Here is a 25,914-nt window from a genome sequence, read left to right as displayed (position 1 = left end):
AAGAAAGGAAATAGAATGAATACATTACCACAAAAACAATTTAAACGAATGAAGCGTGAAGTTGAGGAAGAAACTGCACGAGGAATTGGTTATTTTGAGGGGATTTTAGAACATATCCCTTCATACCCCCTATCTGAAGCAGTAAAAGAGTTGGCTTTAGCTGGTTGGATTACTCCTCATACAGATGTCGTTGATGTCCAAAATATGATTGTTACAGAATCTATAAAATGGATGAACTACCAGGACTTCAAAGAAGTCGCTCCCTACTTGTTTTCTTACCCTCGAGAGCAACGAGAGAAAGATTTATTGGTTCAACCAGTGAAAATCTCCAGAGAGTATTTTGAGGAATTACAAGCCAATGCAGAAGAATTATTTCACTTGAAACAAGACTTGCTTCAGGTTAATAATCAATTAGATGCTAAGATTAAAGAATTGGAGATGGATCAGCTACCCAATGGCGATCAGGTCATTGGAGTTGATCCGGAAGCTGAGGAGGTATTGTTACTACGAACTCCAGAAAATGCTCAGGTTGAGGAGTGGGAGGTTCGTAAAGATGGCTTGATTACTGATTATCGTTCCAATCTTTCAGAATCAGCTCAAATTGTAGATACTTTGCTTGAAATGGAGAATCCAGAGATCGATACCATTCTTTACGAAGAAGTAATCAACTATTCTAAGAAAACTTGGCCAGATTCAGAACCGATTCAACTTCCAGAAAATATCAAGGAACTATTGAATCAAGAGGGCAAGCTTGACCCCTCATATTATCAAATAGCCCAGTTTGAAACAGTAAAACAAGCCTATATCTATGGAATGATTTCACCTAGTTTTCAGGAACATTTCCCTCATTATTCAGATTTTGTTAGGAACTATGTAGAAGATAGGGAACAATATGAGTTTTTCAACTATCGTACAGAAGCCGTTTCATTAGCTCAGGAAATTCTAGTACCACGTTTAGGAGATATTAACCAGATTTTAGACACTAATAATAAGGAGTTAATCATTCAAGAGGTAGTTGGTTATTCTCAAGGAGAAAGCTGGGAACTAGCTTATTTACGGGATACAAAGACGGAAGATAGAGAATCCGTTCGATTCTATCTTGAAAGTGAGATTGGAGCTTGGTATAAGGGAAGTTTGACAGAGTTGGCTGTTATCCGCTTTGATGATATTGATTTAGATAAAGGATTTAATGGCCATCAGGAAGCGGTCTATCATATAGATGAGAACTTGTTAGTTCATGATAAGCTAAAACAAGCTCAGCTTCATATTCCTGATTTAAAACGCTTTGTAGAAGCAGAAGAACTTGAGAGAGAACAGACACAAGATATAGTAGCAGAAAAAGAAGATCCAGAATTTTCATTGTAGGGGGATAACAAATGGTGTTAAGCAAAGAAGAAGCCAAAAGATTATCTATTATTTCTGTTGCAGAACAACTAGGTATGGAGTTAAAGCGTACAGGGAGCCATAGCTATAACTGGGTAGAACATGATTCCTTTGTAATAGATACAAAGAAAAATGAATTTTATTGGAACTCAAGAACTGAATTTGGAGATGTCATTCAGTTAGTTCAAACCATACGAGGTGTTTCTTACAAGGAAGCGATGCATTTTTTAGAAACTGGAGAATTTAAGGCAGTCGATGTAGAAGCTCAGACGGCCACAAAAGAACCTTTTAGCTATCACTTGGAAAGATATGAGCGTCAGGATTTCAGCGCCTCTAGAAGATATTTGAAGGCACAGAGAGGCCTTTCAGATGATACGATTAACTTCTTTATTAGCCAAGGGAGTATAGCGGAAGCAATCCGAAAAAAAGGAGACTATTTTGAGCCTGTGATTGTCTTTAAGTATAAGGACAACACAGGCTTTTTAGCTGGAGCGAGTCTTCAGGGAATAGTAGAGAATCGGGAGCACTATCCTGAACGTGGACGACTAAAACAAATTATGAGAAATTCAGACGGACAACTAGGATTTTCAATTGATATCGGAACACCAAAACGTTTGATCTTTGCGGAAGCTCCAATCGATCTAATGAGCTACTATGAGCTTCATAAAGATAGGCTTCAGGATGTCCGCTTAGTAGCTATGGATGGAGTAAAAGAAGGAATCATTAGTAGACGGTTTATGGAATTGTATGCAGAGATAAATGATAAATCCTATCAAGTCAATCAGAATACTGGAAAAGCTCTAGAAACTGTCGCTAGAACAACGAACTATTTTAAAGATGGTCAGAATCAAGATATGATTACGCTGGCTGTAGATAATGATATGGCTGGCTATAAATTTATAACTAGTCTGCAGGAAAAGGGGATTCCAGTACAGATTGCGATTCCACCTATCGTTCAGAGATACCAGGAGAAGGAAGATTGGAATGACTTTCTGAAGGGAGGGAATAACACTCCTAAAGAGTTAGCACATGTTTATACAGTAGATGAAAAGTCTTGGTATTACCAGGGCTTTTTTGAGAAGAAACTAGCTCTTGGAAAAGCGCAAGAGCTAACTACACAGGATGTAAAAGCCTTTGTGTCAGATAGACAATTGACAAAGGAAGAAGTCCGTCAAGAATATCAAACAATCATTAATCAAGAAAGAGGGAGAAAAGATAGTATGTCGAAATTGTATGAGAATAGCAGTGAACATGAAGAAGATTTAGTAAATAAGTTACTGTCCAAACAAAAAAATCAAGATGAAGGAGTTCTTGAAGATAATCAGAATTCTGTATTGAACATAGATACTAGCAATTTATCTCCAGAAGATGCGGAATGGCTGAAGCAGAACTGGCATAATATTAGCTTCTCGGTAGAACCTAAAAAACAGATGGTCATTGATGCAGATAAAACAGTGACCTACGAAAAACCTTCCGATCCTGTTGGAGATACTTATAAAGCGCAGGAAGAAAATCAGAGTAAAGAAAAAGCTCCTGAAAGTTCTCAGGAGCAAATGAATGACAGGACCAGTGGTGGCACGGGTTCTTTACAGCCTAAAGCTGAAGGCAGTACCTTACCTGTACTTGAAACAAGTACCTTTGAGCAAACTGTTACCAGTCACCCGACATCATCCTATCCTTACTTACAGTTTAGCACAAATTATGATAAAGTGCAACGGAGAATAGCGAATTATCATCCGATTACACCAGCGGATTTAAGACGATTAAATCAATATGCGCCGTCTATACAAAGTACAGCGTTCTGGTATTTAAATGAAGTAGCTAACAGTAAGATTAGCTTTATTTATGCGGATCATGGAGAGGAAAATGTGCTTCAGGTGACTTTTCAAAAGGATAACTTTATCCATCTTTCAGGGATTAGACCTTATGAAGAGGGAAAGGGAGCGGAAAATTTCCTAGATGATATTGCAAATGGTCAGGGACATTTTGACGGTATATTGGTTAGTAATTCAATTAAGGATAAATTGCAGGTTCTTCCCATGTTGCGAGATATTTTAGATCCACAATCTTTTGTTTTAGATGATTTGAGTAGTGTTGAAAAGCTACACAATCTCAATATGAGTGAAGCTATTAAAGCAAAAGATGAAGATTTCTTACTACTGTTTAAAGATATTGGGAACGAAAAAATTCCAGCCTCTCTTATGAAACTCAAGGGAGAGCTTGCAACTAATGTTAAATCGTTGGATGAAAAGATTATCCTCGGTGTTTACAGAGAAAGGGATGGACACATTGAGCAACTCTCAATTAATGAGGAATATGTTCAAGATGGTGGCGAGAAAATGTTATCTGTCTTAAAAAATAAGCAGTATGAAGAACTCTCAAAAGAAAAGACGACCTACAATGTCCGACTTCAATGGGCAGAAAAGCATAAAGATGGGCCAATTTTACCTTTTAGTGAAGCAGAGTTGGTTGATTATCAGTCTTTTGCAACAGAGCTATATAAGCAGAATAATATCTATTACGACAAACATCATGTGAGTGTAAGTGATCGAATGAACCAGGTAGAAGGTGCTTCCTATACACCTATTACAAAGGTTCAATTTGCTTTATACAGTCCTGACGGTGAACTGATTCAGGATAGCATCCGTTACAATATTGGTGAGGAGATTAATCCAATCGCTCATAAAGAAAGACTTGGAACACGAGAAATGCGAGAGCATCCAGAGTTGATGAAGATAGATGGGGCATTATTCAATCAGTATCATCTGGAGAGATTGGCGAGTGAGTTAGATATTTCTCAGTTCAGTTACGCTTTGGAAGATGCTCTTTATGCAGATCAACTTCTATCCCAACTCCCGTTTGGAGATTTGGAAAATAGTCCAATTGGATTTACAGATAGTAGTCATGATAGTCGTCTAGGATTTATTTCTTTTGATGGAATGGATAGTGTTGAGGTCGAAAATCTATCTACTTGGTTTGAGAAGTTGGGAGTTAAGGATTCTCCAATGGAACAAGTAGTTCTTGTAGAAAAATGGCAAAAAGAAGTGAATGATTTATCAGAAAAAGTTGAACAAACTATTGCCAATGTTCGAGAAGAATTTGAAAAATTACAAGTCAAAGATTCGCAAGAGACACTAGATAATCGATACGAAAAAATTTATCAGTATAACCGAAAAGATGAGAGGGATCGTGATTTGGATGGTGATGGTATTTCCAATTCTGATGAGATGTTGCAGGGAACAGATCCATACAACGGTGCTTCTAACCATCATAAAAAACAGGAAGATAGAGAAAGAAGGACAGATGTTGAAGCTGAAACTGGAGCTATTATAACCGATGCAATTGCTACTAAAAGTTCAGAACAAACCATTTCTCAGTTAGTCGCAAATAAAGATACAAAAGCTTTAGCTGAACACTTGAAAGAGGGAATGAAGAACTATTTAGATTCAGAACAGTTTAAATCATTCTTGGATACGATGAGTAAGTTTCACAACTACTCACTCAACAATATTCATTTGCTGAAGATGCAAAATCCTAATGTTTCTCAAGTTGCTAGTTTCAATAAATGGAAAACAGATTTTGATAGAACAGTTAAAAAGGGTTCAAAAGCTCTGAAGATTTGGGTTCCTTACCAAGTGAAAACAAGCATCCCTGTTCATCAAAAAGAGTTAGATTTTACCCCAGCTGAAAATGAAATGGGAGAGAAGGAAGTCACTGTTACTCGATTTAAGTTAGGGAATGTCTTTGATGTATCTCAAACAGAAGGAAAAGAATTGCCAAAAGCAATTCATGAATTGACTGGAGATGTTAAAGATTATGAAGATTTGTACCGAGCAGCAAAAGCTGTTTCAATGGATAATCAGGTTCCTATCAGTTTTGAAGAAATTAAAAGAGAGAGCACAAATGGTTATTACTCTCCAGATGAAAATCGAATTGTTATTTCAAAAGGATTAAAGGGTCAAGAACAGATTTTAAAAACCATTTTTCATGAAATGGCTCATGCAGATTTACATAGAGGAAGCAATGCCCAATATGGGGATGACCAATATCGTAAGCAAGAATTACAAGCTGAAAGTGTCGCTTATGTCGTGGCTAATCATTTTGGTTTTGATACGAGTAGCTACAGTTTTGGCTATTTGGCTATTTGGGCAAAAGATAAAAATGGTTTTGAAGATATGGTAGAACAACTGCAGGTTGTTCAGAAGGAAGCAAAAAGTTTGATTGATCGGATGGATGCTAAGTTAGAATTAGTGAAAAATAAAACTGTGACGAAAGATAAGTTTGCTGATAAACTCCAACAGGCAAAAGAAAAATCTGAGCAGTTGGGGAATCAAAAGGCGGAGGCTGTAAAGCAGGTGGAAGAAAAAAAGTCCCTGAGCAACCCTCGATAATGGAGGCATTAGTTCGTAGGAAGAAAAACAAAAAAGGAGAAACGGAAGATGATTGAACATCTAAAACAAGAAACTTTTGATCTTTTAATGGAGATATTTTTTGAGGATGAGGCTACAGATTCGCCCAAAGTGAATGAAGTTAACCAGCACATTTCACGTAAGGAATGTCTTTACATTCTTCGTAGAGATATGCGAATTAAAATAAACTATGAGCTAGAAGAAGTAGAAATGTATCCCATTGCACTTAAAGAAATTGAAGGGATGAGTGATGAACGATTTGAACAACTAAGAGACGAAATTCTTAAAATGGAGATGGTTGATACAATGGAGCTTCTACTGGAAGACTTAAAAGTTTAGTCAAACTTTTCCCTCGTTATAGAACAACATTCCTGCTTGCAGGGATTAGGGGATTGGGGATTTCCCCAAAGATTTAAAAAGTCAAGAATAGTCAGGGATGACACCCTGACTAACTTTGACCTTTTTAAAAACAGCATTTGGGTACCCAAGTGCTAATCTTGCCAGAAGAAAAGGGCTCTGAGCCCCTCAAGTAAAATTGCCAGAATAGAGGTGAAGATTTTTTGAAAAATAAAGAAAAAAGAAAACGAATGATTCAGAAAAAAATTCGTTTAACGGAAGAAGAGGCACGGTTTATTTCAACAAAGGTTGCAGAATCTGGAATGCCAAATTTTAATGCCTTTGCCCGAATTATGTTGATTATGGGCGAGGTCAAAATTTTAAAATTTGAAGAGTTGAAAGAGTTACGTAAGGAAATAAATCGGATAGGGGTCAATATTAATCAGGTCGCAAAAAAGGTAAACGAAGATGACCAGGCTAGCCTAAATGAATTGAGTCAGATTATTGAATTGCAGAAATATTTGAAAGATACAGTCAGTCAATTTATCCAAAAACAGGAAAATCAAACAAAGGAACAAGAGCGATGGTTGTAACAAAGGTTCTTCAAATAAAGGGTGTAGCTTCTTTAGGACGATCTACAAAATATATTGAGGATGAAGCTAAGACGGTCGAGCTGACTGATACGAAAAGTTTAAATAATGCTTTACGCTATATCGAGAATCCATCTAAAACGAGTTTTTTAGAACAAGATGAACAGTTTGAATTTCCAGCAGTGGTTAAAGATGGCCGAGTAGTCAAGCAACTGGTATCTACTTATGGAATTACAGACGCTAGCACAGCGACAGAAGAATTTCTTTTGACAAAAAAGAATGCTGCTCAGCGAGCAGGGACAAAAGAACGATCTGACATTCACAATCCGAATCGGGTTTTGGCTCACCACATCATCCAATCATTTTCTCCTGAAGATGATTTGACTCCACAAGAAATTCATGAGATTGGTCGAAAAACAATTTTAGAATTAACTGGTGGACAACATGAATTTGTCATAGCGACTCACATGGATAAGGGGCACATTCACAATCACATCATTTTCAATTCCACTAATTCTGTTACATTAAAAAAGTTTCGTTGGCAGAAAAATACTGCTAGAAGCTTATTTAATATTTCAAACAAGTATTCTGATTTGGCTGGAGCTAAAATTCTCAAGGAGAGATTATGGACTAATCGAAAAACCTATCATGCCTATCGCAAAAAAAATTCTTTTCGCTATGAAATTAAATCACGCTTAGATTTTCTTTTGAAACATTCAACCTCTTTAGAGGATTTTAAGATTAAGGCACGAGCTTTAAATCTTGAAGTTGATACTTCAGGGAAGGAAATAAAATATCGTCTGACTGATCGGGATCAAACAAGAAATGTGAGGGATCGTACACTGTCCAAAAAAGGAAATTATTCTTTAGAGAAAATTTCTGAGAAAGTGGTTGCTAACGAGGTGACCTTCTCTGTCGATGAAATTAAATCTGAATATGAAAAAATGGTGGCGGAACGAGAAGATGATTTTGAAATGAGAATCACAGTTGAAGAATGGCAGGTGATGGAAGAAACAAAGAATGGGATCTATCTTGAAATGGAATTTGGGATTAGAAATAAGGGAACTATTCTGATTCCTGCTCATCAGATTGAAAAAGCAGAAGATGGATCTTATGAAATTTTTATCAGAAAAAATGATTTCTACTATTTTGTTAATCCTGAACACGCTGATAAGAATCGGTACATGAAGGGAGAAACAGTTGCTTCCCAGTTGTCATATGATAATGGAGAAATGATTGTCCGAAAAAATCCGAAAATCTCCAGTTTGGATCAGCTTGTTCGTGAATACAATTATCTATCTGCTCATGGAGTGACAGAAGGACAGCAATTTGATGAATTGTTAAATCGTTTTGAAGAAGAACTAGAAGAAGTAGATAACTTGCTTGATAAATTAGATCAACGCTTGGGTGAGCTTAATAAAATTCAGTCTGCATTTCTTGCATTGGAATCAAGTGATCCTCAGGAATCGAAGTTAGCTATTTCCATTCTGAAAGATCTGAGAGTAGATCCTAGCACTCGAAAATCTGAAATCGATAAACTTGTTAAGGAGGTGACTTTTGAGCGCCAAGCTTTATATCAACGAGTAGAAACAATTACAAAAGATTATAAGTTACATCAAGACATTGAGAAAAATGTGGAACAGCGAAAGGAAAGAGAATCTTTTTTGTAAAATAATTATAAATATAAACATACACATATTGACAAATATAATTATAATGGTATAATAGAAGTATAGAAAAAGAGAAGGAGAAATAGAATGAAGATTATCACATTTGCTGCTATTAAAGGCGGTGTTGGAAAAACAACTTTGACATTTAATTATGGAGAATGGTTGGCTAGAAAAGGGCATAAGGTTCTCTTTATAGATTTAGACCATCAGTGTAATTTGACTCAATGCTACAATATTTACGAAAGTCAGAATACAATTGCGAATGCTTTCAAAGGAGGCGATGTGGATATTAAGCACATCAAGGAAAATGTTAGTCTCGTTCCAGGTTCGGTTCGGTTGGATACAGTGGAGCGAGATTTAGAGAACAGCGATAAGAAAAATATGCTCCTTTATCTTTGGTTAGAAGATAACTACGAAAAGAAGAAGTTGGGTCAGTTTGACTATATCTTGATTGATTGTAGACCAGACTTTGCGACAGCTACAAAAAATGCTGTTGCGGTCAGTCACGCTATTATTAGTCCCTTGACTCCTTCAGAGTTTGGTTATAATGCTAAATTCAATCTATCAACTCGATTAGAAGCTTTCAGGAAGGATGTAATCGATTATCGTACCAGAGAGTCTTACATTACTGCTGAGTTATATTTTCTAGCAAATATGATTCGACCAAACTATGGATCATCAAGAGAATTACTGGAAGCCCTTGGACTTGAAGCCAAAGAAAAGGGAACAGATAACCTTCTAGGGATTGTACCAGCAAAAGAGCTATTCAATCATTCCACGATTGATAAGGTCTCTATTGCAGATATGAAGGAGAATTCTGATCTTTATCAAAAACATAAAAAGTTTTTTATGGAGCTAGAGGAGACTTTTTCAAGAATTTATGATACAATATAATTATATTTGTAAACATAAATACAGTTATAAATATAATTAGAAGGAGATTATGATGGCATTTACACCGAAAGAAAAAGAAATTTCACAGATTATTGAAGCAACTCATCAACCTGAACAGCTTCCAGATATAGATAGTTTTGAAAGTTTTGAACGTAAGAAGCAATTCCAGTTTACTTTGAAGCCAAGTAATCGGAAAAAGTTAGATCAAGTTGCAAAAGCAGCTGGTGCAAAGTCTGCATCAGATTATCTTGATAAATTAATCGAGGAACTATAGTTATAGATATATTTATAACTATAAATATATCTATAACTACAACTGCTTACTACAAGGAGAAACAATGGATTTAATTACAAGGCTCTTAGCAGAGAGAGAAGGAAAAGTACACGGTGGTATTTATGATATTACACAGAAACGCTTTGCTTATAATTCTAACCGAATTGAAGGAAGTCGTCTGACAGAAGAGCAGACTAGCTTAATTTATGAGACAAAGACTATCGCAAATATTGATGCAAAAGGAATCAAAATTGATGATTTGGTAGAAATGAATAATCATTTTAAATGTTTTGATTATATTTTAGATACCGTTAATGAGCCACTAACAGAGGACTATATTAAAACCCTGCATCGTATTCTAAAAAGTGGCACCAGTTCTGAGTATAATCCGATAGCTCCAGTTGGTCGTTATAAAGTGTTGCAAAATGAGGTAGGAAAAATTGCGACAGCTTCTGTTGAGCAGACTGAAGATGAGATGCTTTCATTGATAATTGGCTATAGCTTAAAACAGCAGAAAGATTTGAACTACTTAACAAGATTTCATGCACAATTTGAAAGGATTCATCCTTTCGCAGATGGCAATGGTCGAATTGGTCGATTACTTTTGTATAAACAGTGCTTGAAGGAAGGAATTACCCCCTTTATTGTGGATGATACGAATAAGGCAACTTACTATTCAGCACTCGAAGCCTTTCAGGTTCACGATAACAGACAGCCATTATTTGATTATTTCCAATCGGAGCAACTTTTTTATACGAATTATCTTAAAAATAAAGGATTTGAAGGAGCTATCAATGATGAAAAAGAGGGAGACTTCATAAAAAAGTCAGATAAATTCTAAGAAAAGGTGTAATAATTATATTTGTAAATATAATTATAATTATAAAAACTGTTATATTAGTTGTGAGATGATGATTCTGACAACTGTCCTGAGCCTGGTTCTTATATCAGGCTTTTATTTTTACCTTGAAATAGAAACATTTGAACTTGTGGTACTTAACTAAATCACTTTAGTATTTTTCAATAATAAATAGGGCGTTGATTTTAATTTAAAGAAACAGCCTATTTTATTATTGGAACAAAAATAAATTTGATGACTTGTTTTAAAAATCATACAATTTTCATAAGAATTGAAAGGGAAATGAAAATTGTATGAAACAATTTGATGAATTAAGATTTAGTAGTCAGGAACAAGAAAAGACAAAACAAAATTTTTTACAGCATATTGCACAGTATGATGAGTCGATAAGTTCTAGTATGAGATCAAAAGGATATCGTTGTAAAAATCAAGCTGAACGTACCGTAGCTTTTACATTTGGAGAAGTGACCTTTTCTAGAAAACGTTGGTATAAGAATGGTGAATGTAGAATACCAGTTGATGAAATGTTAGGCTTAGAAAAGAATGTACGTCATTCACAGGAACTATTGTATCAAGCTGCGGTTCTAGCTACAAAACTACCCTATCGTCAGGTAGGAGAGACAATTGAGATGGTTTATAATGTAACTGTCACTAAAGATACAGTCAATAAGGTTGTCAAATTAGCCAATCAATTACTAGAAGAAAAGGATGATTATCGATTTTTTAAAGAAGAGAAGAAGATTGAAAAAATTAAAGCAGATATCATCTACATAGAGGGAGATGGTGTATATGTGAAAACAACTGAAGATGGTTCTGAAAAAAAGAATATGGATTTATCACATTTTGTAGTTCATACAGGTTCTAAACAGATTGGCCCAAATCGTTTTGAGCTAGAAAATAAAAAAGAGCTTATCCGATTGGATAATCGCTTAGCTCGTAGAGAATTGTTAGATTTATTGGAAAATGAATATGAAATTACAAATGAGACTGTACTAGTTACTAATTCTGACTGTGGCAAGGGCTATACTCCACATGTATTTACTGAAATTGCTAAATCATTTAATGTTAAGAGGCATGAGCATTTTTGGGACGAATATCACTTGAACAAAGAAATCAAAGAATTTACAAAGTCCTATCCGAGAGAGTTGAGAGAAGACTTATTTCAAGCTATTAGAGAGCATAATAAGAAATTATTAAGTCGTTCACTAGATACTATAGAATCTTTTGTTAGTAGTGAAGAAGGACAAGAAAAATTTGAATATTATTCGAGTAGATTAATTAGAAATTTTCAGTATACGAAACCAGCGGAGATGAGAGGACTTCCAAAGTCAGGTATTGGGATTATGGAGAGCCAGCATAGAAAAATAACGTATAGAATGAAACATAGAGGGATGTATTGGACAAGTGAAGGTGGGATAGCCGTAGCGAATATGATATTGTTAGAACGTGAAGGAAAATTAAGAGATTTATTTTTTGGAGAATGGAAGAGGGACTATGATAAGTATACATCATTGGATCATATCAGTGCGGATAGTGTTCGACCTAAAAATGACTCTAAAGACTACAAACTTCCCCGTTTACATAAAAATATAGAAAAGATATTTAAGATGAAATAATTTAAGTGCTAATTTTAACGAAAACACAAATATAAATAAGCAAAAATTTCTAGTGAGATTTGGGCTTTTTTGGCGTGGAATAATTGACATTTATCCTGATTTTGGTATAATAGAGATATAAAAACAACGAAAAAAGGAGTTGGAAATGAGCCTCCAACTCCGCAGAGTAACACAAACCTCACTTGTATTACTCAGTCAACTAAAATGATAGCATAAGAAAAAATCATTGTCAAGGGCTGAGCATACAAAAATGTTTAGCCCTTTCGTGTATCTGCATGTATTTATATGGAAATTTAGGATTTCTCAAAAATCACGACACATACTGGAGATGATTTCCAGTTGACGCAAGCTTAAAAAAACGTTATAATAAGAAAGTTGAGAATTGATTTTCAGTAGTCTTAGTCCAGAGAAATGGCGGTGCTGCGAGCCATCTAAGCTAGGAAGTCATGCTACTCAATCATACAATTGCATAAGAATAAGAGAATGACAAGTTCATTGAATGAAGGTGGTACCGCGGTTTTTCGCCCTTCGTGATATGAGCTTGTCTTTTGATTTTTGGAGGTGTTGATGAAAACATTTCTTGTCAAACAAAAGTTTCGTCTTGGAGGCGAACGCTTCGCTATCAAGGATGACAGGGGAGAAATCGCCTATCAGGTAGAGGGATCATTTTTTAAGATTCCTAAAACCTTTACCATCTATGATGCTAATGGTGAACAGGTCAGTCGGATCAGTAAAGAAATCTTGACCTTGCTTCCTCGTTTTGAGATTCAGATTCGGGATGGCTCGAGTTTTGTCATTCGTAAGAAGTTGACCTTCTGGCGAGATAAGTATGAGTTTGATAATCTGGGGCTTCGTATCGAGGGCAATATCTGGGATTTGAATTTCAAACTACTGGATGATCGCGATCAGTTGATCGCGGAAATCAGGAAAGAACTCTTCCATCTGACCTCTACTTATAACGTAACAGTCCTTGAGGACGCTTATGCAGACCTAGTCATTTCTCTCTGTGTCGCGATTGACTATGTGGAAATGCTGGAAAGCCAATCAAATTAAACAAGTAATAAGGAGACAATATGAAACAACTATCTAGTGCACAAGTACGCCAAATGTGGCTTGATTTCTGGGCGACCAAAGGTCACTCTGTAGAACCATCAGTCAGCTTGGTTCCTGTAAATGATCCAACACTTTTGTGGATTAATTCTGGGGTAGCAACCCTTAAGAAATACTTTGACGGGACTATTATCCCTGAAAATCCACGTATTACCAATGCCCAAAAGGCTATCCGTACCAACGATATTGAAAACGTAGGGAAGACTGCACGTCACCATACCATGTTTGAAATGTTGGGGAACTTCTCTATCGGGGATTACTTCCGTGACGAAGCTATCACTTGGGCTTATGAGCTTTTGACAAGCCCAGAATGGTTTGACTTCCCAGCTGAGAAACTTTACATGACCTACTATCCAGACGATAAAGATTCTTACAACCGCTGGATTGCAGTAGGAGTGGACCCAAGTCACTTGATTCCAATCGAGGACAACTTCTGGGAAATCGGTGCAGGACCTTCTGGACCTGATACAGAGATTTTCTTTGACCGTGGGGAAGCCTTTGACCCAGAAAATATTGGACTTCGCCTGCTTGCAGAAGATATTGAAAACGACCGTTACATCGAAATCTGGAACATCGTTTTGTCACAATTTAACGCAGATCCTGCTGTTCCTCGTAGCGAATACAAGGAATTGCCACACAAGAATATTGATACGGGCGCTGGTTTGGAGCGTTTGGTGGCCGTTATCCAAGGGGCTAAGACCAACTTTGAAACGGACCTCTTCATGCCGATCATCCGTGAAGTGGAGAAATTGTCTGGTAAGGTTTATGACCAAGATGGCGATAACATGAGCTTTAAGGTTATCGCTGACCACATCCGTTCACTTTCATTTGCTATCGGTGATGGTGCCCTTCCAGGAAATGAAGGTCGTGGTTATGTCCTTCGTCGTTTACTCCGTCGTGCTTCTATGCATGGTCAAAAATTGGGTATCAACGAGCCTTTCCTTTACAAACTTGTTCCAACGGTTGGAAAAATCATGGAAAGCTACTACCCAGAAGTGCTTGAAAAACGTGACTTTATCGAAAAAATCGTTAAGAGCGAAGAAGAATCATTTGCTCGTACCCTTCACTCAGGTCAACACTTTGCCCAAGGCATTGTAGCTGACTTGAAAGAAAAAGGTCAATCTGTCATTGCTGGTCAAGATGTATTCAAACTTTATGACACTTATGGATTCCCAGTTGAATTGACTGAAGAAATCGCTGAAGAAGCTGGGATGACTGTTGACCGTGAAGGATTTGAAGCAGCCATGAAAGAACAGCAAGAACGCGCGCGTGCGTCAGCTGTTAAAGGTGGTTCAATGGGTATGCAAAATGAAACCCTTCAAAACATCACTGTAGAAAGTGTCTTCAACTACAATGCTAGCCAATTATCTTCTAAATTGGTGGCTATCGTGGCTGACAATGCAGGAGTAGAAGCTGTGTCAGAAGGAACTGCCTCACTTATCTTTGCAGAGACTCCATTCTATGCTGAAATGGGTGGACAGGTCGCTGACCATGGACAAATTTTGGATGGGTCAGACAAGGTTGTAGCTACTGTGACCAATGTTCAAAAAGCACCAAACGGACAAGCACTTCACACGGTTGAAGTTCTTGCACCGCTTGCCTTGAACCAAGAATATACCTTGGCAATTGATACAAATCGTCGTCACCGTGTCATGAAAAACCACACTGCGACTCACTTGCTTCACGCTGCCCTTCACAATATCCTTGGAAGCCATGCAACTCAGGCAGGATCTCTTAATGAAGTTGAATTCCTTCGCTTTGACTTTACCCACTTCCAAGCTGTAACTGCTGAAGAATTGCGTGCGATTGAGCAGCAAGTCAACGAGAAAATCTGGGAAGCTCTTGAAGTGAAGACAGTTGAAACGGATATTGACACTGCTAAAGAAATGGGAGCTATGGCTCTCTTTGGTGAGAAATACGGCAAGGAAGTCCGTGTTGTTACTATCGGTGACTACTCTATCGAGCTTTGTGGTGGTACCCACGTTGGCAACACTTCTGAAATTGGCCTCTTCAAGATTGTCAAAGAAGAAGGTATCGGTTCAGGAACTCGCCGTATCTTGGCAGTGACTGGTAAGGAAGCCTTTGAAGCCTACCGTGAACAAGAAGACGCTCTTAAAGCTGTCGCAGCAACCTTGAAAGCACCTCAAGTCAAGGAAGTACCTCACAAGGTAGAAGGACTTCAAGAACAACTTCGTCAATTGCAAAAAGAAAATGCTGAGTTGAAAGAAAAAGCCGCAGCTGCAGCCGCAGGCGATATCTTCAAGGATGTTCAGGAAGTCAATGGTCACCGTTACATTGCTAGCCAAGTATCTGTATCTGATGCTGGTGCTCTTCGTACCTTTGCGGATAACTGGAAACAAAAAGATTACTCTGATCTTCTTGTCCTTGTTGCTGCTATCGGTGACAAAGTCAATGTCCTTGTAGCAAGCAAGACAAAAGACCTTCATGCAGGAAACCTTGTCAAAGAATTGGCACCAATCGTCGATGGACGTGGTGGTGGTAAACCAGACATGGCCATGGCAGGAGGAAGCAACCAAGCTAAGATCCAAGAATTGTTGGATGCAGTAGCAGGTAAATTATAAGAAAATAAAGATCTATCCATTTGGGTAGGTCTTTATGTGAATGCCAAAAAGCCAAATCCGATTGGATCTGGCTTGATTATCATTAGCTATTAGATTGTATTAGCTGCCCAGACACTTACCGAAGCAGTTGAGACTGGAAATTGTCCATAACCTTCCTCATCAATTGTAACTTGACCTTGGTGGTTTTCGAGTAAATCTACAAAGGTTTGGTTAGCCCATTCTTGGCCGACAAACATTGATTTGCTGTTTTCTTGGTCATTTGAAATCAAGACTGCTATTGGGGATTGATTTTCAGCACCTGAACGTACCCAACCGATACAGTTTGCGTCATCAAAGTAGTCTGTTTGTTCTCCATAGGCCAAATCTTTTCGGATGGCTAGGAGGAGGTCAAGGACTTCTTTGAAATCTTGTTGAGCATACTGCCCTGAAATACCATAGTAGTCTCCGTAAAAGACACATGGCAGTCCATTTTGGCGTAGCAGAATGAGTGCATAGGCTGCTGGTTTGAACCATTCTTCAACAGTTGACTCAAGGGCTTGTCCTCTTTGAGTATCATGGTTGTCGACAAAGGTTACAGCCTTGTCGGGCTTGAGTTCAACCAAGCTATCCGTGAAAATGCCACGAAGGTCGTAGTTAGAACCAGCTCGGCTAGCATCAAAGAGATTCTGGTGGAGTCGAACATCGACAAGGTCAAAGCGTTCTTCTGTTTTTTCAAGATAGTCCAGATTGGCTTCCTTGTCTGGGTTCCAAAATTCACCAAAAACATAGAAATCCTCACCATATTTTTCCTTCATATCGCGGATGAAATTGCGCATAAAGAAGGAGTCGATGTGTTTGACGGCATCCAAGCGGAAACCAGCAATACCAGTTGTTTCCATGAACCAGTCAGCCCAGTCATAGATATTTTTGATCACTTCAGGATGTTTAAAGTCTAGGTCGGCATACATGAGGTAGTCGTAGTTACCATTTTCGTTATCGACCAATTCCTCATTTGCCCAGCCCTTGTTGTCCCCTTGGATGAGATAAATACCAGACTTACGGCGTTTGGCATCGTAGTCTGTACCTGTGAAGTGATACCAGTGCCAGTGGAAGTCATTGTAAGTATCTTGGCGACCATCGAAGGTAAAGCTAGTCCAGCCATTGATGGTGAAGGGTTCCCCAAGTTCAACTGTACGGTCTACAGGATCCACTTCAATAACCTGAAAGGCTTCCATGTGATCGGCTGCAGCCTTGTGATTGAGTACCACATCGGCCATAGGCTGGATTCCCTGTGCTTTTAGGGTTTGAATAGCTTGAAGATAGTCTTCTTTGAAACCATACTTGGTGCGGATAGTACCTTTTTGGTTAAACTCTCCTAGGTCGAATAAGTCATAGACCCCATAGCCGACATCTTTTTCATTGGTTGCCTTAAAAGCTGGTGGCATCCAGACGTGGCTAATCCCCAGATGAGCTAGGTGTGGAGCATCTTCAGCTAGGCGCGTCCAGTGTTGGCCGTCGTGAGGCAGATACCATTCAAAGTATTGCATGAGTGTTTGATTTTGCATGATGTTTCCTCTTACTTGTCAATCTTGTTCTTTATTCTATCATAAAGTATTGGTTAGCGCCAACGTTTGCATAAGATAGAAGGAAACTATTTTAACTACTTAAAATAAAGTATTGATTTTTTGTATCAACGTGCTAGTATAATAGTATGTAATATAGATAAAGATAGGAGTCATCCCATGATTGAATTTCAAAATGTTAGTAAGGTGTATGGTAATAAAGAGGCTTTGAGCAATCTCAATTTGCAGATGGAAAATGGGGAGATTATGGGCTTGATTGGCCATAATGGGGCTGGGAAATCGACCACCATAAAATCCTTAGTCAGTATCATTTCGCCCAGCAGTGGTCGTATTTTAGTAGACGGTCAGGAGTTATCGGAAAATCGTTTAGCTATTAAACGAAAGATTGGCTACGTAGCAGACTCGCCTGACTTATTTTTACGCTTAACGGCCAATGAATTTTGGGAATTGATTGCTTCATCCTATGATCTGACTAGCTCTGATTTGGAGGCTAGTCTAGCTAGGCTATTGAGTGTTTTTGATTTTGCTGAAAACCGCTATCAGGTTATTGAAACCCTTTCTCACGGAATGCGTCAGAAAGTCTTTGTCATTGGGGCACTCTTGTCTGATCCTGATATTTGGGTCTTGGACGAACCCTTGACTGGTTTGGATCCCCAGGCTGCTTTTGATTTGAAGCAAATGATGAAGGAACATGCACAAAAAGGCAAGACAGTCTTGTTTTCAACTCATGTCCTAGAGGTAGCTGAGCAAGTCTGTGATCGGATTGCTATTTTGAAAAAGGGGCATTTGATTTATTGTGGTAGCGTAGAGGACTTGAGAAAAGACCATCCAGACCAGTCTTTGGAGAGTATCTACCTTAGCCTTGCCGGTAGAAAAGAGGAGGTTTCAGATGCGTCTCAAGGTCATTAAAAAATTAGTTGATATCAATATCCTCTATTCATCTCAAGAAGCTAATCTGGCTAACCTACGAAAGAAGCAGGCTAAGAATCCTGGGAAAAAAGTAAATGTTTCCGCTAGAGTCCTAAGTTCTTACATTTTTTCTAGTCTCTTGATGCTTTTCATGTTTATAAATATAGCTTTTCGTTTTCCTTTTGAGGAAATACCAAGTTTTTTTAGTAGCATGGTTGCTATTTTACTAGTGCTTGCCTTTTCAACTTCTTTCACTGCATTTTACAATGTCTTTTATGAGAGTAAGGACTTGGTATCGTATAGGCCTTATGCCTTTAAAGAATCAGAGATTATAATTGCTAAAGGACTGTCTGTCCTCTTGCCAGCTCTGCCTGGAATTGTACCAATCCTAGCTTATTTTCTAGTCCTCTACATTAGGCTAGCACCTTCTCTTTGGCTTGGCTTGCCTTTGATGCTGCTGTCCTTGGCCCTATTATTTGTCTCTGTTACTTTAGTGATGGTAGTGGCAGTACATTTCTTGGCTCAGACTAGGGTCTTCAGAAAGTATCAGTCTATTTTTGCGAATGTGATGATTGGGATAGGAGTTCTCATACCTTTAATATTTGTCCTCTTTCTACAGTCGACTTTTGGAAGTATTGTTGACAAAGTTAGAGACATTCCATTTCTCCTTTATCCTCTTCATCTCTTTTACAAAATAGCAGTGGAGCCTTTTTCGACAGAAGCCATACTGGGTCTGCTCGCTTGGATAACTCTAACTGTCTTCTTACTTTACCTGACCAAAAAGAAGGTTCTTCCTCATTTTTATGACGTGATTCTGCTTAACAGTGAGGAGAAGGTCAAGAAAGAACGTCGCAGTAAGGAGAGGATTTCAACTACTAAAAAGGGATTTTTCCGTATGGTTTTACGCTACCACCTCACCCTCTTGGGACAGGGAACTGGCGTGATTACAGTGCTTTTTACAAGTGCTTTCCTTCCTTATCTCATGATGATCGGTCTGATTTCCAACATCCGAGATTCTCAGATAGTTCCAGACATTCATCCTCCATACTGGTTACCCTTGTTTTTTATAGCTCTCTTTATATCAGTTGTCAATAACAATATCACCAGCCTGCATTCAATTGCCTTGTCCTTGGAGAGGGAAAATGTTGATTTTCTTAAGAGTTTACCCTTTGACTTTGCTCGTTATGTGAAAGTGAAATTTTGGATTATATTTGCTGTCCAGTCCTTTTTACCAGTTCTGACTTTACTTGGTCTTTCTCTATATTTAGGCTTGCCCATCCTTTCGATGATTTATCTTCTTGTGGCATGGATCCTTGCCAGTGTCATCCTTTCTTGCCACAATTACTTTAAGGACGTGAAAAATCTGTCAACCAATTGGAGTAGCATTACGGACTTGGTGAACCGTTCAAATGGTATAGTCAAAATTGTTTTACTCTTAATTTATAGTGCAATCCTGATGGCTCTTGTAATCGGAAGCATATTCTTGGTTCAGTCTCTCTCCTCTGTTCTTGCCATCAGCTTGGGAGTAGGAGCTCTTATCCTCCTGCTTGGTCTTGCTATTTTTGGCTATCATTACTACCTGTCACGCATATTGACAGAAATAGAAAAAAGATGAGATAGTTGGTCGCTTGCTTGATAAATTTTATAAAAAGAAATGCTCCTCCAAGACGGAAGAGCATCTTTTATTGTGATTTTGATTCGGTTTCTGCCGACTCTGGGTGGAGTTCTTGGTAACTTGGTGCCTTGAAAAGGTCAGCACTGGTTTTACCTTGTCGTTGGCTAAAGAGACTGGTTGATTGACTACCTTTTTCCTGCTCAATCTTTTGCAGAATTGGCAAGGAATTGAGGTAAGAAATACTTTCTGTATCAACTTTTCCAAGATGATCTGCTTGGTAGAAACGTATCAAATCACCAGTTTGAATTTGGTCGCTGATTTTTAGCTGTTGACTAGCTGCTTGACGAACAATTTCTAGTTCAGTCTGAGCTTGTTCATCAAGATTGCTGATTTCAAGACCGCTTTCAGTGTAGTAGGTTCGTCCGTCGTAGCTGGTGTATTTTGGTGTGACGAAAGAATTAGCAGTTCGAAAGGCAACGATGTCTTGGTGGTCTGGTGATAGGAGGTCTTGGCCGACTTGAAGGAAGGAATTGGACTCAATACCAAGGAGGTGTTCGAGAGTTGGTAAGATATCGATTTGTCCACCGTAGGTATTGATGATTTGTCCTTTTTCATAACCAGGCATGACTACCATAAAAGGCACTCGTTGTAACATGGCATTGTCGTAATTCGACCAGTTCTCAGAAGTCTTGCCAATCAAGGATGCCAGGTCAGGATTGCGGGAGTTAGAAATTCCATAATGGTCTCCGTAGATGACGATGATGGATTTTTCATAGAGGCCACTTTCTTTGAGATAGTCAAAGAAGGCCTTGATAGCACTATCCAGATAGTTGGCTGTTTGGAAGTAGCCATTGATTGTTTCATCTTTGGTCTTAGCCAGTGGGAAACCAAGCTCATCGCCTGTTAGATTGCTAGCATAGGGATAGTGATTGGACACCGTGATATACTTGGCATAAAAAGGTTGCTGCAAGTGCTCCAGATATTGGATAGAATCTTTCATCATGATTTTATCATTTAAACCATATTGGAAAGAATTACTACTGTCTTGCTTGGTGAAGTAGGAAGCATCAAAGAAGTATTGGTAGCCCCATTGTTTATAGGTCGTATTTCGGTTCCAGAAGGTTCCGATATTACCGTGAAAGACTGCACTCGAATGATAGCCGTTTTTTGATAGGATAAAAGGAGCTGCCTGCTGAGTATTGGTTCCACCGTAATTGACCATAAAGGAACCTTGGTCAAGTCCAAACAAACTGGTCTCTAGCATGGTTTCCGCATCTGAGGTTTTACCAGCCTTGACTTGGTTAAAGATATTCGAAAAGGCTAGGGTTGATTGCGAATGGTAGAGTGAATTTAGGAAGGGAGTGACTTCATGCTCAGTTCCATCTAGGTTGAGTTTATAGTCAAGTAGGAACTGTTGGAAACTCTCCAAGTGGAGATAAATCACATTTTTCCCTTTGGCCAAGCCAAAATAGTCTGTATTGGGCTTAGCAGAATGTTCTTGGACATAATCTGTAATAGGTTGAAGGTCGGTCTCAGAGGCCTTGGCACGTTCTTTGTTGGTACTGTAGGATTGGTTGGCACTATAACCTAGAAAGGCTGGCAAACTAAGGGCGCGGACAATATAATAATTAGAAAATCCTCGCGATAGGAGATCGGGACGTTCAATCTCTGCCAAGAAAAGATTAGCAGAAAAGAGCAGGGCTGAGAGAGCAGTGATAGCAACACTGGAGCGGAATTTGAAAGGTCTCCTATCCAGCTGGATGAGCTTCTTATAGAGAAGATAAGCCAGCAATGGGAAATCCATAAAATAGATGAAATCCCAAAAGCGCAGTAACTCTAGTTCGGCAGTACCAACAGACACCTTGCTGACCACTTTCATGGTATTGGCCGTGATAAAGTCACTAAATTCTCGATAGTAAAAGATATTGGAATAAAGCCAAATGAACAAAAGGCTATAAATAGCTATACTAAGGCCATAAAAGATCTTGGTTGACCGAGCATAGAGGGCTAGAGCCAGCAGGAGGAGTCCCAAGGGAAGGGGATTGAAAAAAGCGATAAAGGCAAGGTAATTCCCTTGCAGCTTGCCCAATTGAATATCTAAATTAAAGTCAACGGTATAGGCTAGTAAGGTTTTGAGCCAATAGAGGATTAAAAGGGTTAGGACAAAACCCAGTCTGGTACCCATGGCTTTTTGGATTTTGCTAAAATTGATTCTCACACAATTACTTCCTAAGTTTTTATTAGTATTAGTATACCATTTTTTAAAACTAGAGTAAAAAAGCAAGGGTAGTTTCTTTTTTGAGAATTGTCACAAAATTTGCTATAATAGTGACTATGAATAGAATAAGAGTCAACAAACGGGTTGAAAAAAAGCTTTCCAAGGGGCTTGTTTTACTAGAAGCTAGCGACCTTGCAGATGTTCATCTCAAGGATCAGGAAGTAGAAGTTCATAGTCAAGATGGAAACTTTCTTGGTACTGCCTACCTTTCTCAGCAAAACAAGGGCTTGGGCTGGTTTGTGAGCACAGATAAGGTGACCTTCAATCAAGCTTTCTTTGAAGCACTGTTTAGACAAGCTAAAGAAAAGAGAAGTGCCTACTATCAAGACGAATTGACAACTGCCTTTCGTCTCTTCAACCAAGAGGGAGATGGCTTTGGCGGTCTGACAGTGGACCTTTATGGCGACTATGCTGTTTTTTCTTGGTATAACTCTTATGTTTATCAGATTCGTCAGACCATCTCAGAAGCCTTTAGACAGGTTTTTCCTGAGGTTTTAGGGACCTATGAGAAGATCCGTTTTAAGGGTTTGGACTATGAATCTGCCCATGTTTATGGCCAAGAAGCACCTGACTTTTTCACTGTTCTGGAAAATGGTGTTCTGTATCAAGTCTTTATGAATGATGGCTTGATGACAGGGATTTTCCTAGATCAGCACGAGGTTCGTGGTAGTCTAGTGGATGGGTTGGCTATGGGTAAATCCTTGCTCAATATGTTTTCCTACACAGCAGCCTTTTCAGTAGCTGCGGCCATGGGAGGAGCAAGCCAGACTACTTCGGTTGACCTAGCTAAACGTTCACGAGAATTGTCTCAAGCGCATTTTCAGGCAAATGGAATCAGTACCGACGACCATCGTTTTATAGTCATGGATGTCTTTGAGTATTTCAAGTATGCTAAGCGAAAAGGCTTGACTTACGATGTGATTGTCCTAGATCCGCCTAGCTTTGCTCGGAACAAAAAACAAACCTTCTCTGTGACCAAGGATTATCACAAGTTGATTTCCCAGAGTCTTGAGATTTTAAATCCGGGAGGGATTATCATTGCTAGTACCAATGCTGCCAATGTTTCCCGCCAGAAATTTACAGAACAAATTGATAAAGGTTTTGCAGGAAGAAGTTACCAGATTTTAAATAAATACGGTCTTCCAGCAGATTTTGCCTATAATAAAAAAGATGAAAGTAGTAATTACCTCAAGGTGATTAGTATGAAGGTTAGTAAATGAAATTAATCGTTTCAGTAATGCCAAGAAGTTTAGAGGAAGCTCAGGCTCTGGATGCTACGAGGTATCTGGATGCCGACATCATTGAATGGCGTGCCGACTATCTGCCTAAAGAAGCGATTTTGCAGGTAGCTCCAGCTATTTTTGAAAAATTTGCAGGTCGTGAGTTGGTTTTCACATTGCGAACTCGCGCTGAAGGGAGAGAAATCGACCTTTCTCCAGAAGAATATATCCATCTAATCAAGAAAGTGGCGCAACTCTATCAACCAGACTATATTGATTTTGAGTACTATAGCTACAAGGATGTTTTTGAGGAAATGCTGGACTTCCCAAATCTTGTTTTGAGTTACCATAATTTCCAAGAAACACCCGAAAACATGATGGAAATCTTGTCAGAGCTGACGAGCTTAAATCCAAAACTTGTTAAGGTTGCGGTGATGGCTCACACGGAGCAGGATGTGCTAGACTTGATGAACTATACACGAGGCTTTAAAACCCTCAATCCTGAGCAGGAATATGTGACCATTTCTATGGGCAAGGTGGGCAAGGTCTCTCGTATCACTGCGGATGTGACGGGTTCGAGCTGGTCTTTTGCTAGTCTAGATGAGGCCAGTGCCCCAGGTCAGATTTCTCTAGCTAGCATGAAAAAAATCAGGGAGATTTTGGATGAAGCTTGATGGCTATACACGTTTAGCTGCCGTTGTTGCCAATCCTATTAAGCATTCTATTTCCCCCTTTATCCACAATAGTGCCTTTGAGGCGACAGCTACAAATGGTGTTTACGTGGCTTGGGAGATTGAAGCAGGTGACTTGGCAGAAACAGTGGCTAATATTCGTCGCTACCAGATGTTTGGCATCAACCTGTCTATGCCCTATAAGGAGCAGGTGATTCCTTATTTGGATGAGCTGAGTGACGAAGCGCACTTGATTGGTGCGGTCAATACGGTTGTCAATGAGAATGGCAATTTAATTGGATATAATACAGATGGCAAGGGATTTTTTAAGAGCTTGCCTTCTTTTACAATTACAGGTAAAAAGATGACCCTGCTGGGTGCAGGTGGTGCGGCTAAGTCTATCTTGGCGCAAGCTATTTTGGATGGCGTCAGTCAGATTTCGGTCTTTGTTCGTTCAGTTTCTATGGAAAAAACAAGACCTTATCTAGACAAGTTACAGGAGAAGACAGGCTTTAAAGTGGACTTGTATGCTTTAGAAGGTGTTCCTGAACTGCAAGCAAGGATTGCTGAGTCGGATTTACTTGTCAATGCCACCAGTGTGGGCATGGATGGTAAATCATCCCCAGTTCCTGAAAGCATTGTCCTATCAGAAACTCTTTTAGTAGCAGATATCATTTACCAACCCTTTGAAACGCCATTTTTAAAATGGGCCAGAAGTCAGGGTAATTCAGCCGTCAATGGTCTGGGAATGTTGCTCTATCAAGCTGCAGAAGCCTTTCAACTGTGGACAGGCAAGGAAATGCCGACGGAAGAGATTTGGCAGTCCTTAACAGAAAAATACCAATAAAGAAAGGGAGATTCTCCTATGAAAATCAGAATCGATATTCCTCATCATCCTTATGATATTCAGATTGAAAAAGGTTGTCTGGCTCAGGCTGGTCAATGGTTGCGAGAACTCTGGCAACCACAAAAGGTAGTCATTGTGACAGATAACCATGTAGCTTCTCTTTATGCAGAGAAGGTCAAGCTCAGCCTAGAAGATGCTGGTTTTCAGGTAGCAGTTTTTGACTTTTTAGAAGGCGAAGAAAGAAAGAATTTAACTACTGTCCAGAAAGTCTATGAATTTTTAGTCAAGCAAGGTCTGACTCGTAGTGATGGAATCGTGGCTCTCGGAGGTGGTGTCGTTGGAGACCTGGCTGGTTTCGTAGCCTCTACCTATATGCGGGGTATTCACTTTGTTCAGATTCCGACTAGCTTGACAGCTCAGGTTGATTCTTCTATCGGCGGAAAGACAGGCGTTAACACTCCATTTGCTAAGAATATGGTGGGTACCTTTGCCCAACCAGACGGGGTTCTGATTGATCCACTTGTTCTTGAAACTCTCGGAAAAAGAGAATTGATTGAAGGAATGGGTGAGGTTATCAAGTACGGCTTGATTGAGGATCCAGCACTTTGGTCTCTTTTGACGGAGCTGGATGGTTCTGTTGAGAGCATTCTGGAACATGCAGAGACCTTGATTGAACATTCTTGCCAGGTTAAGCGTAAGATGGTAGTTGAGGATGAGTTGGACAATGGTGTTCGCCTTTACCTCAATTTTGGCCATACTATTGGTCATGCTATTGAAGCGACGGCTGGTTATGGCAAGGTCATGCATGGAGAAGCTGTGGCCATGGGCATGGTGCAGATTTCCAAGGTGGCTGAGGAAAAAGGCCTCATGCCAGCTGGCATTACCCAGTCCATCACAGAAATGTGTCAGAAGTTTGGCTTGCCTGTTGATTATGAAAACTGGGATGTTGACAAGCTTTATCAGGCTTTGACTCATGATAAGAAGGCGCGTGGCAATACCTTGAAATTGGTCTTGGTGCCAGAGCTTGGTTCAGCGACCATTCACCAAGTTTCTCTGGAAGAGATGAAAGACTACTTGGTAAAATAAGGA

The 25,914-nt window shown here is 39.1% G+C and carries 19 protein-coding genes; 17 read left to right on the top strand and 2 right to left on the bottom strand.

From position 1 onward, the window contains the following. The first annotated feature begins 15 nt into the window (after positions 1-15). The 11 genes from FQT24_RS04560 to alaS all read left to right on the top strand — a co-directional run bounded on the left by FQT24_RS04560 (position 16) and on the right by alaS (position 15,723). Positions 16-1,365, top strand: a complete 1,350-nt coding sequence (locus tag FQT24_RS04560; RefSeq protein WP_143952321.1) for a hypothetical protein — start codon at positions 16-18, stop codon at positions 1,363-1,365. Between the two features lie 11 nt (positions 1,366-1,376). Next, positions 1,377-5,774, top strand: coding sequence for a PBECR4 domain-containing protein (locus FQT24_RS04555; protein WP_143952320.1), 4,398 nt, complete (start codon positions 1,377-1,379; stop codon positions 5,772-5,774). A gap of 48 nt (positions 5,775-5,822) precedes the next feature. Then, a complete protein-coding gene (locus tag FQT24_RS04550; protein ID WP_143952319.1) occupies positions 5,823-6,131 on the top strand; it encodes a hypothetical protein in 309 nt (102 codons plus the stop codon). A gap of 248 nt (positions 6,132-6,379) precedes the next feature. Then, positions 6,380-6,721, top strand: coding sequence for a plasmid mobilization protein (locus tag FQT24_RS04545; RefSeq protein WP_391592441.1), 342 nt, complete (start codon positions 6,380-6,382; stop codon positions 6,719-6,721). Further along, the gene (locus FQT24_RS04540) at positions 6,712-8,388 is read left to right on the top strand and encodes a helical hairpin domain-containing protein (protein WP_143952317.1); all 1,677 of its coding nucleotides are present in this window, start codon (positions 6,712-6,714) and stop codon (positions 8,386-8,388) included. The genes FQT24_RS04545 and FQT24_RS04540 overlap by 10 nt, the downstream gene beginning before the upstream one ends. Before the next feature lie 87 nt (positions 8,389-8,475). Further along, complete coding sequence (locus tag FQT24_RS04535; RefSeq protein WP_143952316.1) at positions 8,476-9,282, top strand: ParA family protein; 807 nt, start codon at positions 8,476-8,478, stop codon at positions 9,280-9,282. Between the two features lie 52 nt (positions 9,283-9,334). Beyond that, positions 9,335-9,556: a hypothetical protein gene (locus FQT24_RS04530; protein ID WP_143953022.1), complete on the top strand. Its 222-nt coding sequence runs from the start codon at positions 9,335-9,337 to the stop codon at positions 9,554-9,556. A 64-nt stretch (positions 9,557-9,620) separates the two neighbouring features. Next, positions 9,621-10,397, top strand: a complete 777-nt coding sequence (locus FQT24_RS04525; RefSeq protein WP_143952315.1) for a Fic family protein — start codon at positions 9,621-9,623, stop codon at positions 10,395-10,397. A 311-nt stretch (positions 10,398-10,708) separates the two neighbouring features. Continuing rightward, the gene (locus FQT24_RS04520) at positions 10,709-12,031 is read left to right on the top strand and encodes an ISLre2 family transposase (RefSeq protein ID WP_143952314.1); all 1,323 of its coding nucleotides are present in this window, start codon (positions 10,709-10,711) and stop codon (positions 12,029-12,031) included. 567 nt (positions 12,032-12,598) lie between these two features. Continuing rightward, complete coding sequence (locus FQT24_RS04515) at positions 12,599-13,084, top strand: LURP-one-related/scramblase family protein (RefSeq protein WP_143952313.1); 486 nt, start codon at positions 12,599-12,601, stop codon at positions 13,082-13,084. A 20-nt stretch (positions 13,085-13,104) separates the two neighbouring features. Continuing rightward, positions 13,105-15,723 (top strand): alanine--tRNA ligase, encoded by a 2,619-nt coding sequence (gene alaS / locus FQT24_RS04510; protein WP_143952312.1) that lies wholly within the window; start codon positions 13,105-13,107, stop codon positions 15,721-15,723. Between the two features lie 89 nt (positions 15,724-15,812). Here the strand turns inward: alaS and FQT24_RS04505 are convergent, their stop codons facing one another. Further along, positions 15,813-17,267 carry an alpha-amylase gene (locus FQT24_RS04505; RefSeq protein WP_143952311.1) on the bottom strand — a complete coding sequence of 485 codons (1,455 nt, stop codon included), beginning with the start codon at positions 17,265-17,267 and terminating at the stop codon, positions 15,813-15,815. A 177-nt stretch (positions 17,268-17,444) separates the two neighbouring features. On the opposite strand from FQT24_RS04505, the gene FQT24_RS04500 reads away from it, so the two are divergent. Both FQT24_RS04500 and FQT24_RS04495 read left to right on the top strand, forming a co-directional pair. Beyond that, positions 17,445-18,194, top strand: coding sequence for an ABC transporter ATP-binding protein (locus FQT24_RS04500; RefSeq protein ID WP_143952310.1), 750 nt, complete (start codon positions 17,445-17,447; stop codon positions 18,192-18,194). Then, a complete protein-coding gene (locus FQT24_RS04495; RefSeq protein WP_143952309.1) occupies positions 18,175-19,809 on the top strand; it encodes a hypothetical protein in 1,635 nt (544 codons plus the stop codon). Before FQT24_RS04500 ends, FQT24_RS04495 begins: the two co-directional genes overlap by 20 nt. A gap of 67 nt (positions 19,810-19,876) precedes the next feature. Here the strand turns inward: FQT24_RS04495 and FQT24_RS04490 are convergent, their stop codons facing one another. After that, positions 19,877-21,994: an LTA synthase family protein gene (locus FQT24_RS04490; protein WP_185952581.1), complete on the bottom strand. Its 2,118-nt coding sequence runs from the start codon at positions 21,992-21,994 to the stop codon at positions 19,877-19,879. 149 nt (positions 21,995-22,143) lie between these two features. Between FQT24_RS04490 and FQT24_RS04485 the strand changes: the two genes are divergently transcribed. Genes FQT24_RS04485 through aroB form a run of 4 tightly spaced genes read left to right on the top strand, consistent with a single transcriptional unit; the run spans position 22,144 to position 25,911 of the window. Further along, positions 22,144-23,307, top strand: coding sequence for a class I SAM-dependent rRNA methyltransferase (locus tag FQT24_RS04485; RefSeq protein WP_185952543.1), 1,164 nt, complete (start codon positions 22,144-22,146; stop codon positions 23,305-23,307). Next, positions 23,304-23,981 (top strand): type I 3-dehydroquinate dehydratase, encoded by a 678-nt coding sequence (aroD, locus tag FQT24_RS04480; RefSeq protein WP_143952307.1) that lies wholly within the window; start codon positions 23,304-23,306, stop codon positions 23,979-23,981. Before FQT24_RS04485 ends, aroD begins: the two co-directional genes overlap by 4 nt. After that, complete coding sequence (locus FQT24_RS04475) at positions 23,971-24,825, top strand: shikimate dehydrogenase (RefSeq protein WP_143952306.1); 855 nt, start codon at positions 23,971-23,973, stop codon at positions 24,823-24,825. The genes aroD and FQT24_RS04475 overlap by 11 nt, the downstream gene beginning before the upstream one ends. 18 nt (positions 24,826-24,843) lie before the next feature. Continuing rightward, positions 24,844-25,911: a 3-dehydroquinate synthase gene (aroB, locus tag FQT24_RS04470; RefSeq protein WP_143952305.1), complete on the top strand. Its 1,068-nt coding sequence runs from the start codon at positions 24,844-24,846 to the stop codon at positions 25,909-25,911. Positions 25,912-25,914 lie beyond the last annotated feature (3 nt).

Source organism: Streptococcus mitis (genome assembly GCF_901542415.1).
GTDB lineage: Bacteria > Bacillota > Bacilli > Lactobacillales > Streptococcaceae > Streptococcus > Streptococcus mitis_BL.
The sequence above is the reverse complement of the archived record's forward strand: the minus strand, read 5'-3'. Positions and strand labels throughout refer to the sequence as shown.

Excerpts from the sequence above, each read along its gene's own strand:
- FQT24_RS04560 (WP_143952321.1), top strand. The coding sequence starts at position 16 with ATGAATACATTACCACAAAAACAATTTAAACGAATGAAGCGTGAAGTT.
- FQT24_RS04555 (WP_143952320.1), top strand. The coding sequence starts at position 1,377 with ATGGTGTTAAGCAAAGAAGAAGCCAAAAGATTATCTATTATTTCTGTT.
- FQT24_RS04550 (WP_143952319.1), top strand. The coding sequence starts at position 5,823 with ATGATTGAACATCTAAAACAAGAAACTTTTGATCTTTTAATGGAGATA.
- FQT24_RS04545 (WP_391592441.1), top strand. The coding sequence starts at position 6,380 with ATGATTCAGAAAAAAATTCGTTTAACGGAAGAAGAGGCACGGTTTATT.
- FQT24_RS04540 (WP_143952317.1), top strand. The coding sequence starts at position 6,712 with ATGGTTGTAACAAAGGTTCTTCAAATAAAGGGTGTAGCTTCTTTAGGA.
- FQT24_RS04535 (WP_143952316.1), top strand. The coding sequence starts at position 8,476 with ATGAAGATTATCACATTTGCTGCTATTAAAGGCGGTGTTGGAAAAACA.
- FQT24_RS04530 (WP_143953022.1), top strand. The coding sequence starts at position 9,335 with ATGGCATTTACACCGAAAGAAAAAGAAATTTCACAGATTATTGAAGCA.
- FQT24_RS04525 (WP_143952315.1), top strand. The coding sequence starts at position 9,621 with ATGGATTTAATTACAAGGCTCTTAGCAGAGAGAGAAGGAAAAGTACAC.
- FQT24_RS04520 (WP_143952314.1), top strand. The coding sequence starts at position 10,709 with ATGAAACAATTTGATGAATTAAGATTTAGTAGTCAGGAACAAGAAAAG.
- FQT24_RS04515 (WP_143952313.1), top strand. The coding sequence starts at position 12,599 with ATGAAAACATTTCTTGTCAAACAAAAGTTTCGTCTTGGAGGCGAACGC.
- alaS (WP_143952312.1), top strand. The coding sequence starts at position 13,105 with ATGAAACAACTATCTAGTGCACAAGTACGCCAAATGTGGCTTGATTTC.
- FQT24_RS04505 (WP_143952311.1), bottom strand. The coding sequence starts at position 17,267 with ATGCAAAATCAAACACTCATGCAATACTTTGAATGGTATCTGCCTCAC.
- FQT24_RS04500 (WP_143952310.1), top strand. The coding sequence starts at position 17,445 with ATGATTGAATTTCAAAATGTTAGTAAGGTGTATGGTAATAAAGAGGCT.
- FQT24_RS04495 (WP_143952309.1), top strand. The coding sequence starts at position 18,175 with ATGCGTCTCAAGGTCATTAAAAAATTAGTTGATATCAATATCCTCTAT.
- FQT24_RS04490 (WP_185952581.1), bottom strand. The coding sequence starts at position 21,994 with ATGGGTACCAGACTGGGTTTTGTCCTAACCCTTTTAATCCTCTATTGG.
- FQT24_RS04485 (WP_185952543.1), top strand. The coding sequence starts at position 22,144 with ATGAATAGAATAAGAGTCAACAAACGGGTTGAAAAAAAGCTTTCCAAG.
- aroD (WP_143952307.1), top strand. The coding sequence starts at position 23,304 with ATGAAATTAATCGTTTCAGTAATGCCAAGAAGTTTAGAGGAAGCTCAG.
- FQT24_RS04475 (WP_143952306.1), top strand. The coding sequence starts at position 23,971 with ATGAAGCTTGATGGCTATACACGTTTAGCTGCCGTTGTTGCCAATCCT.
- aroB (WP_143952305.1), top strand. The coding sequence starts at position 24,844 with ATGAAAATCAGAATCGATATTCCTCATCATCCTTATGATATTCAGATT.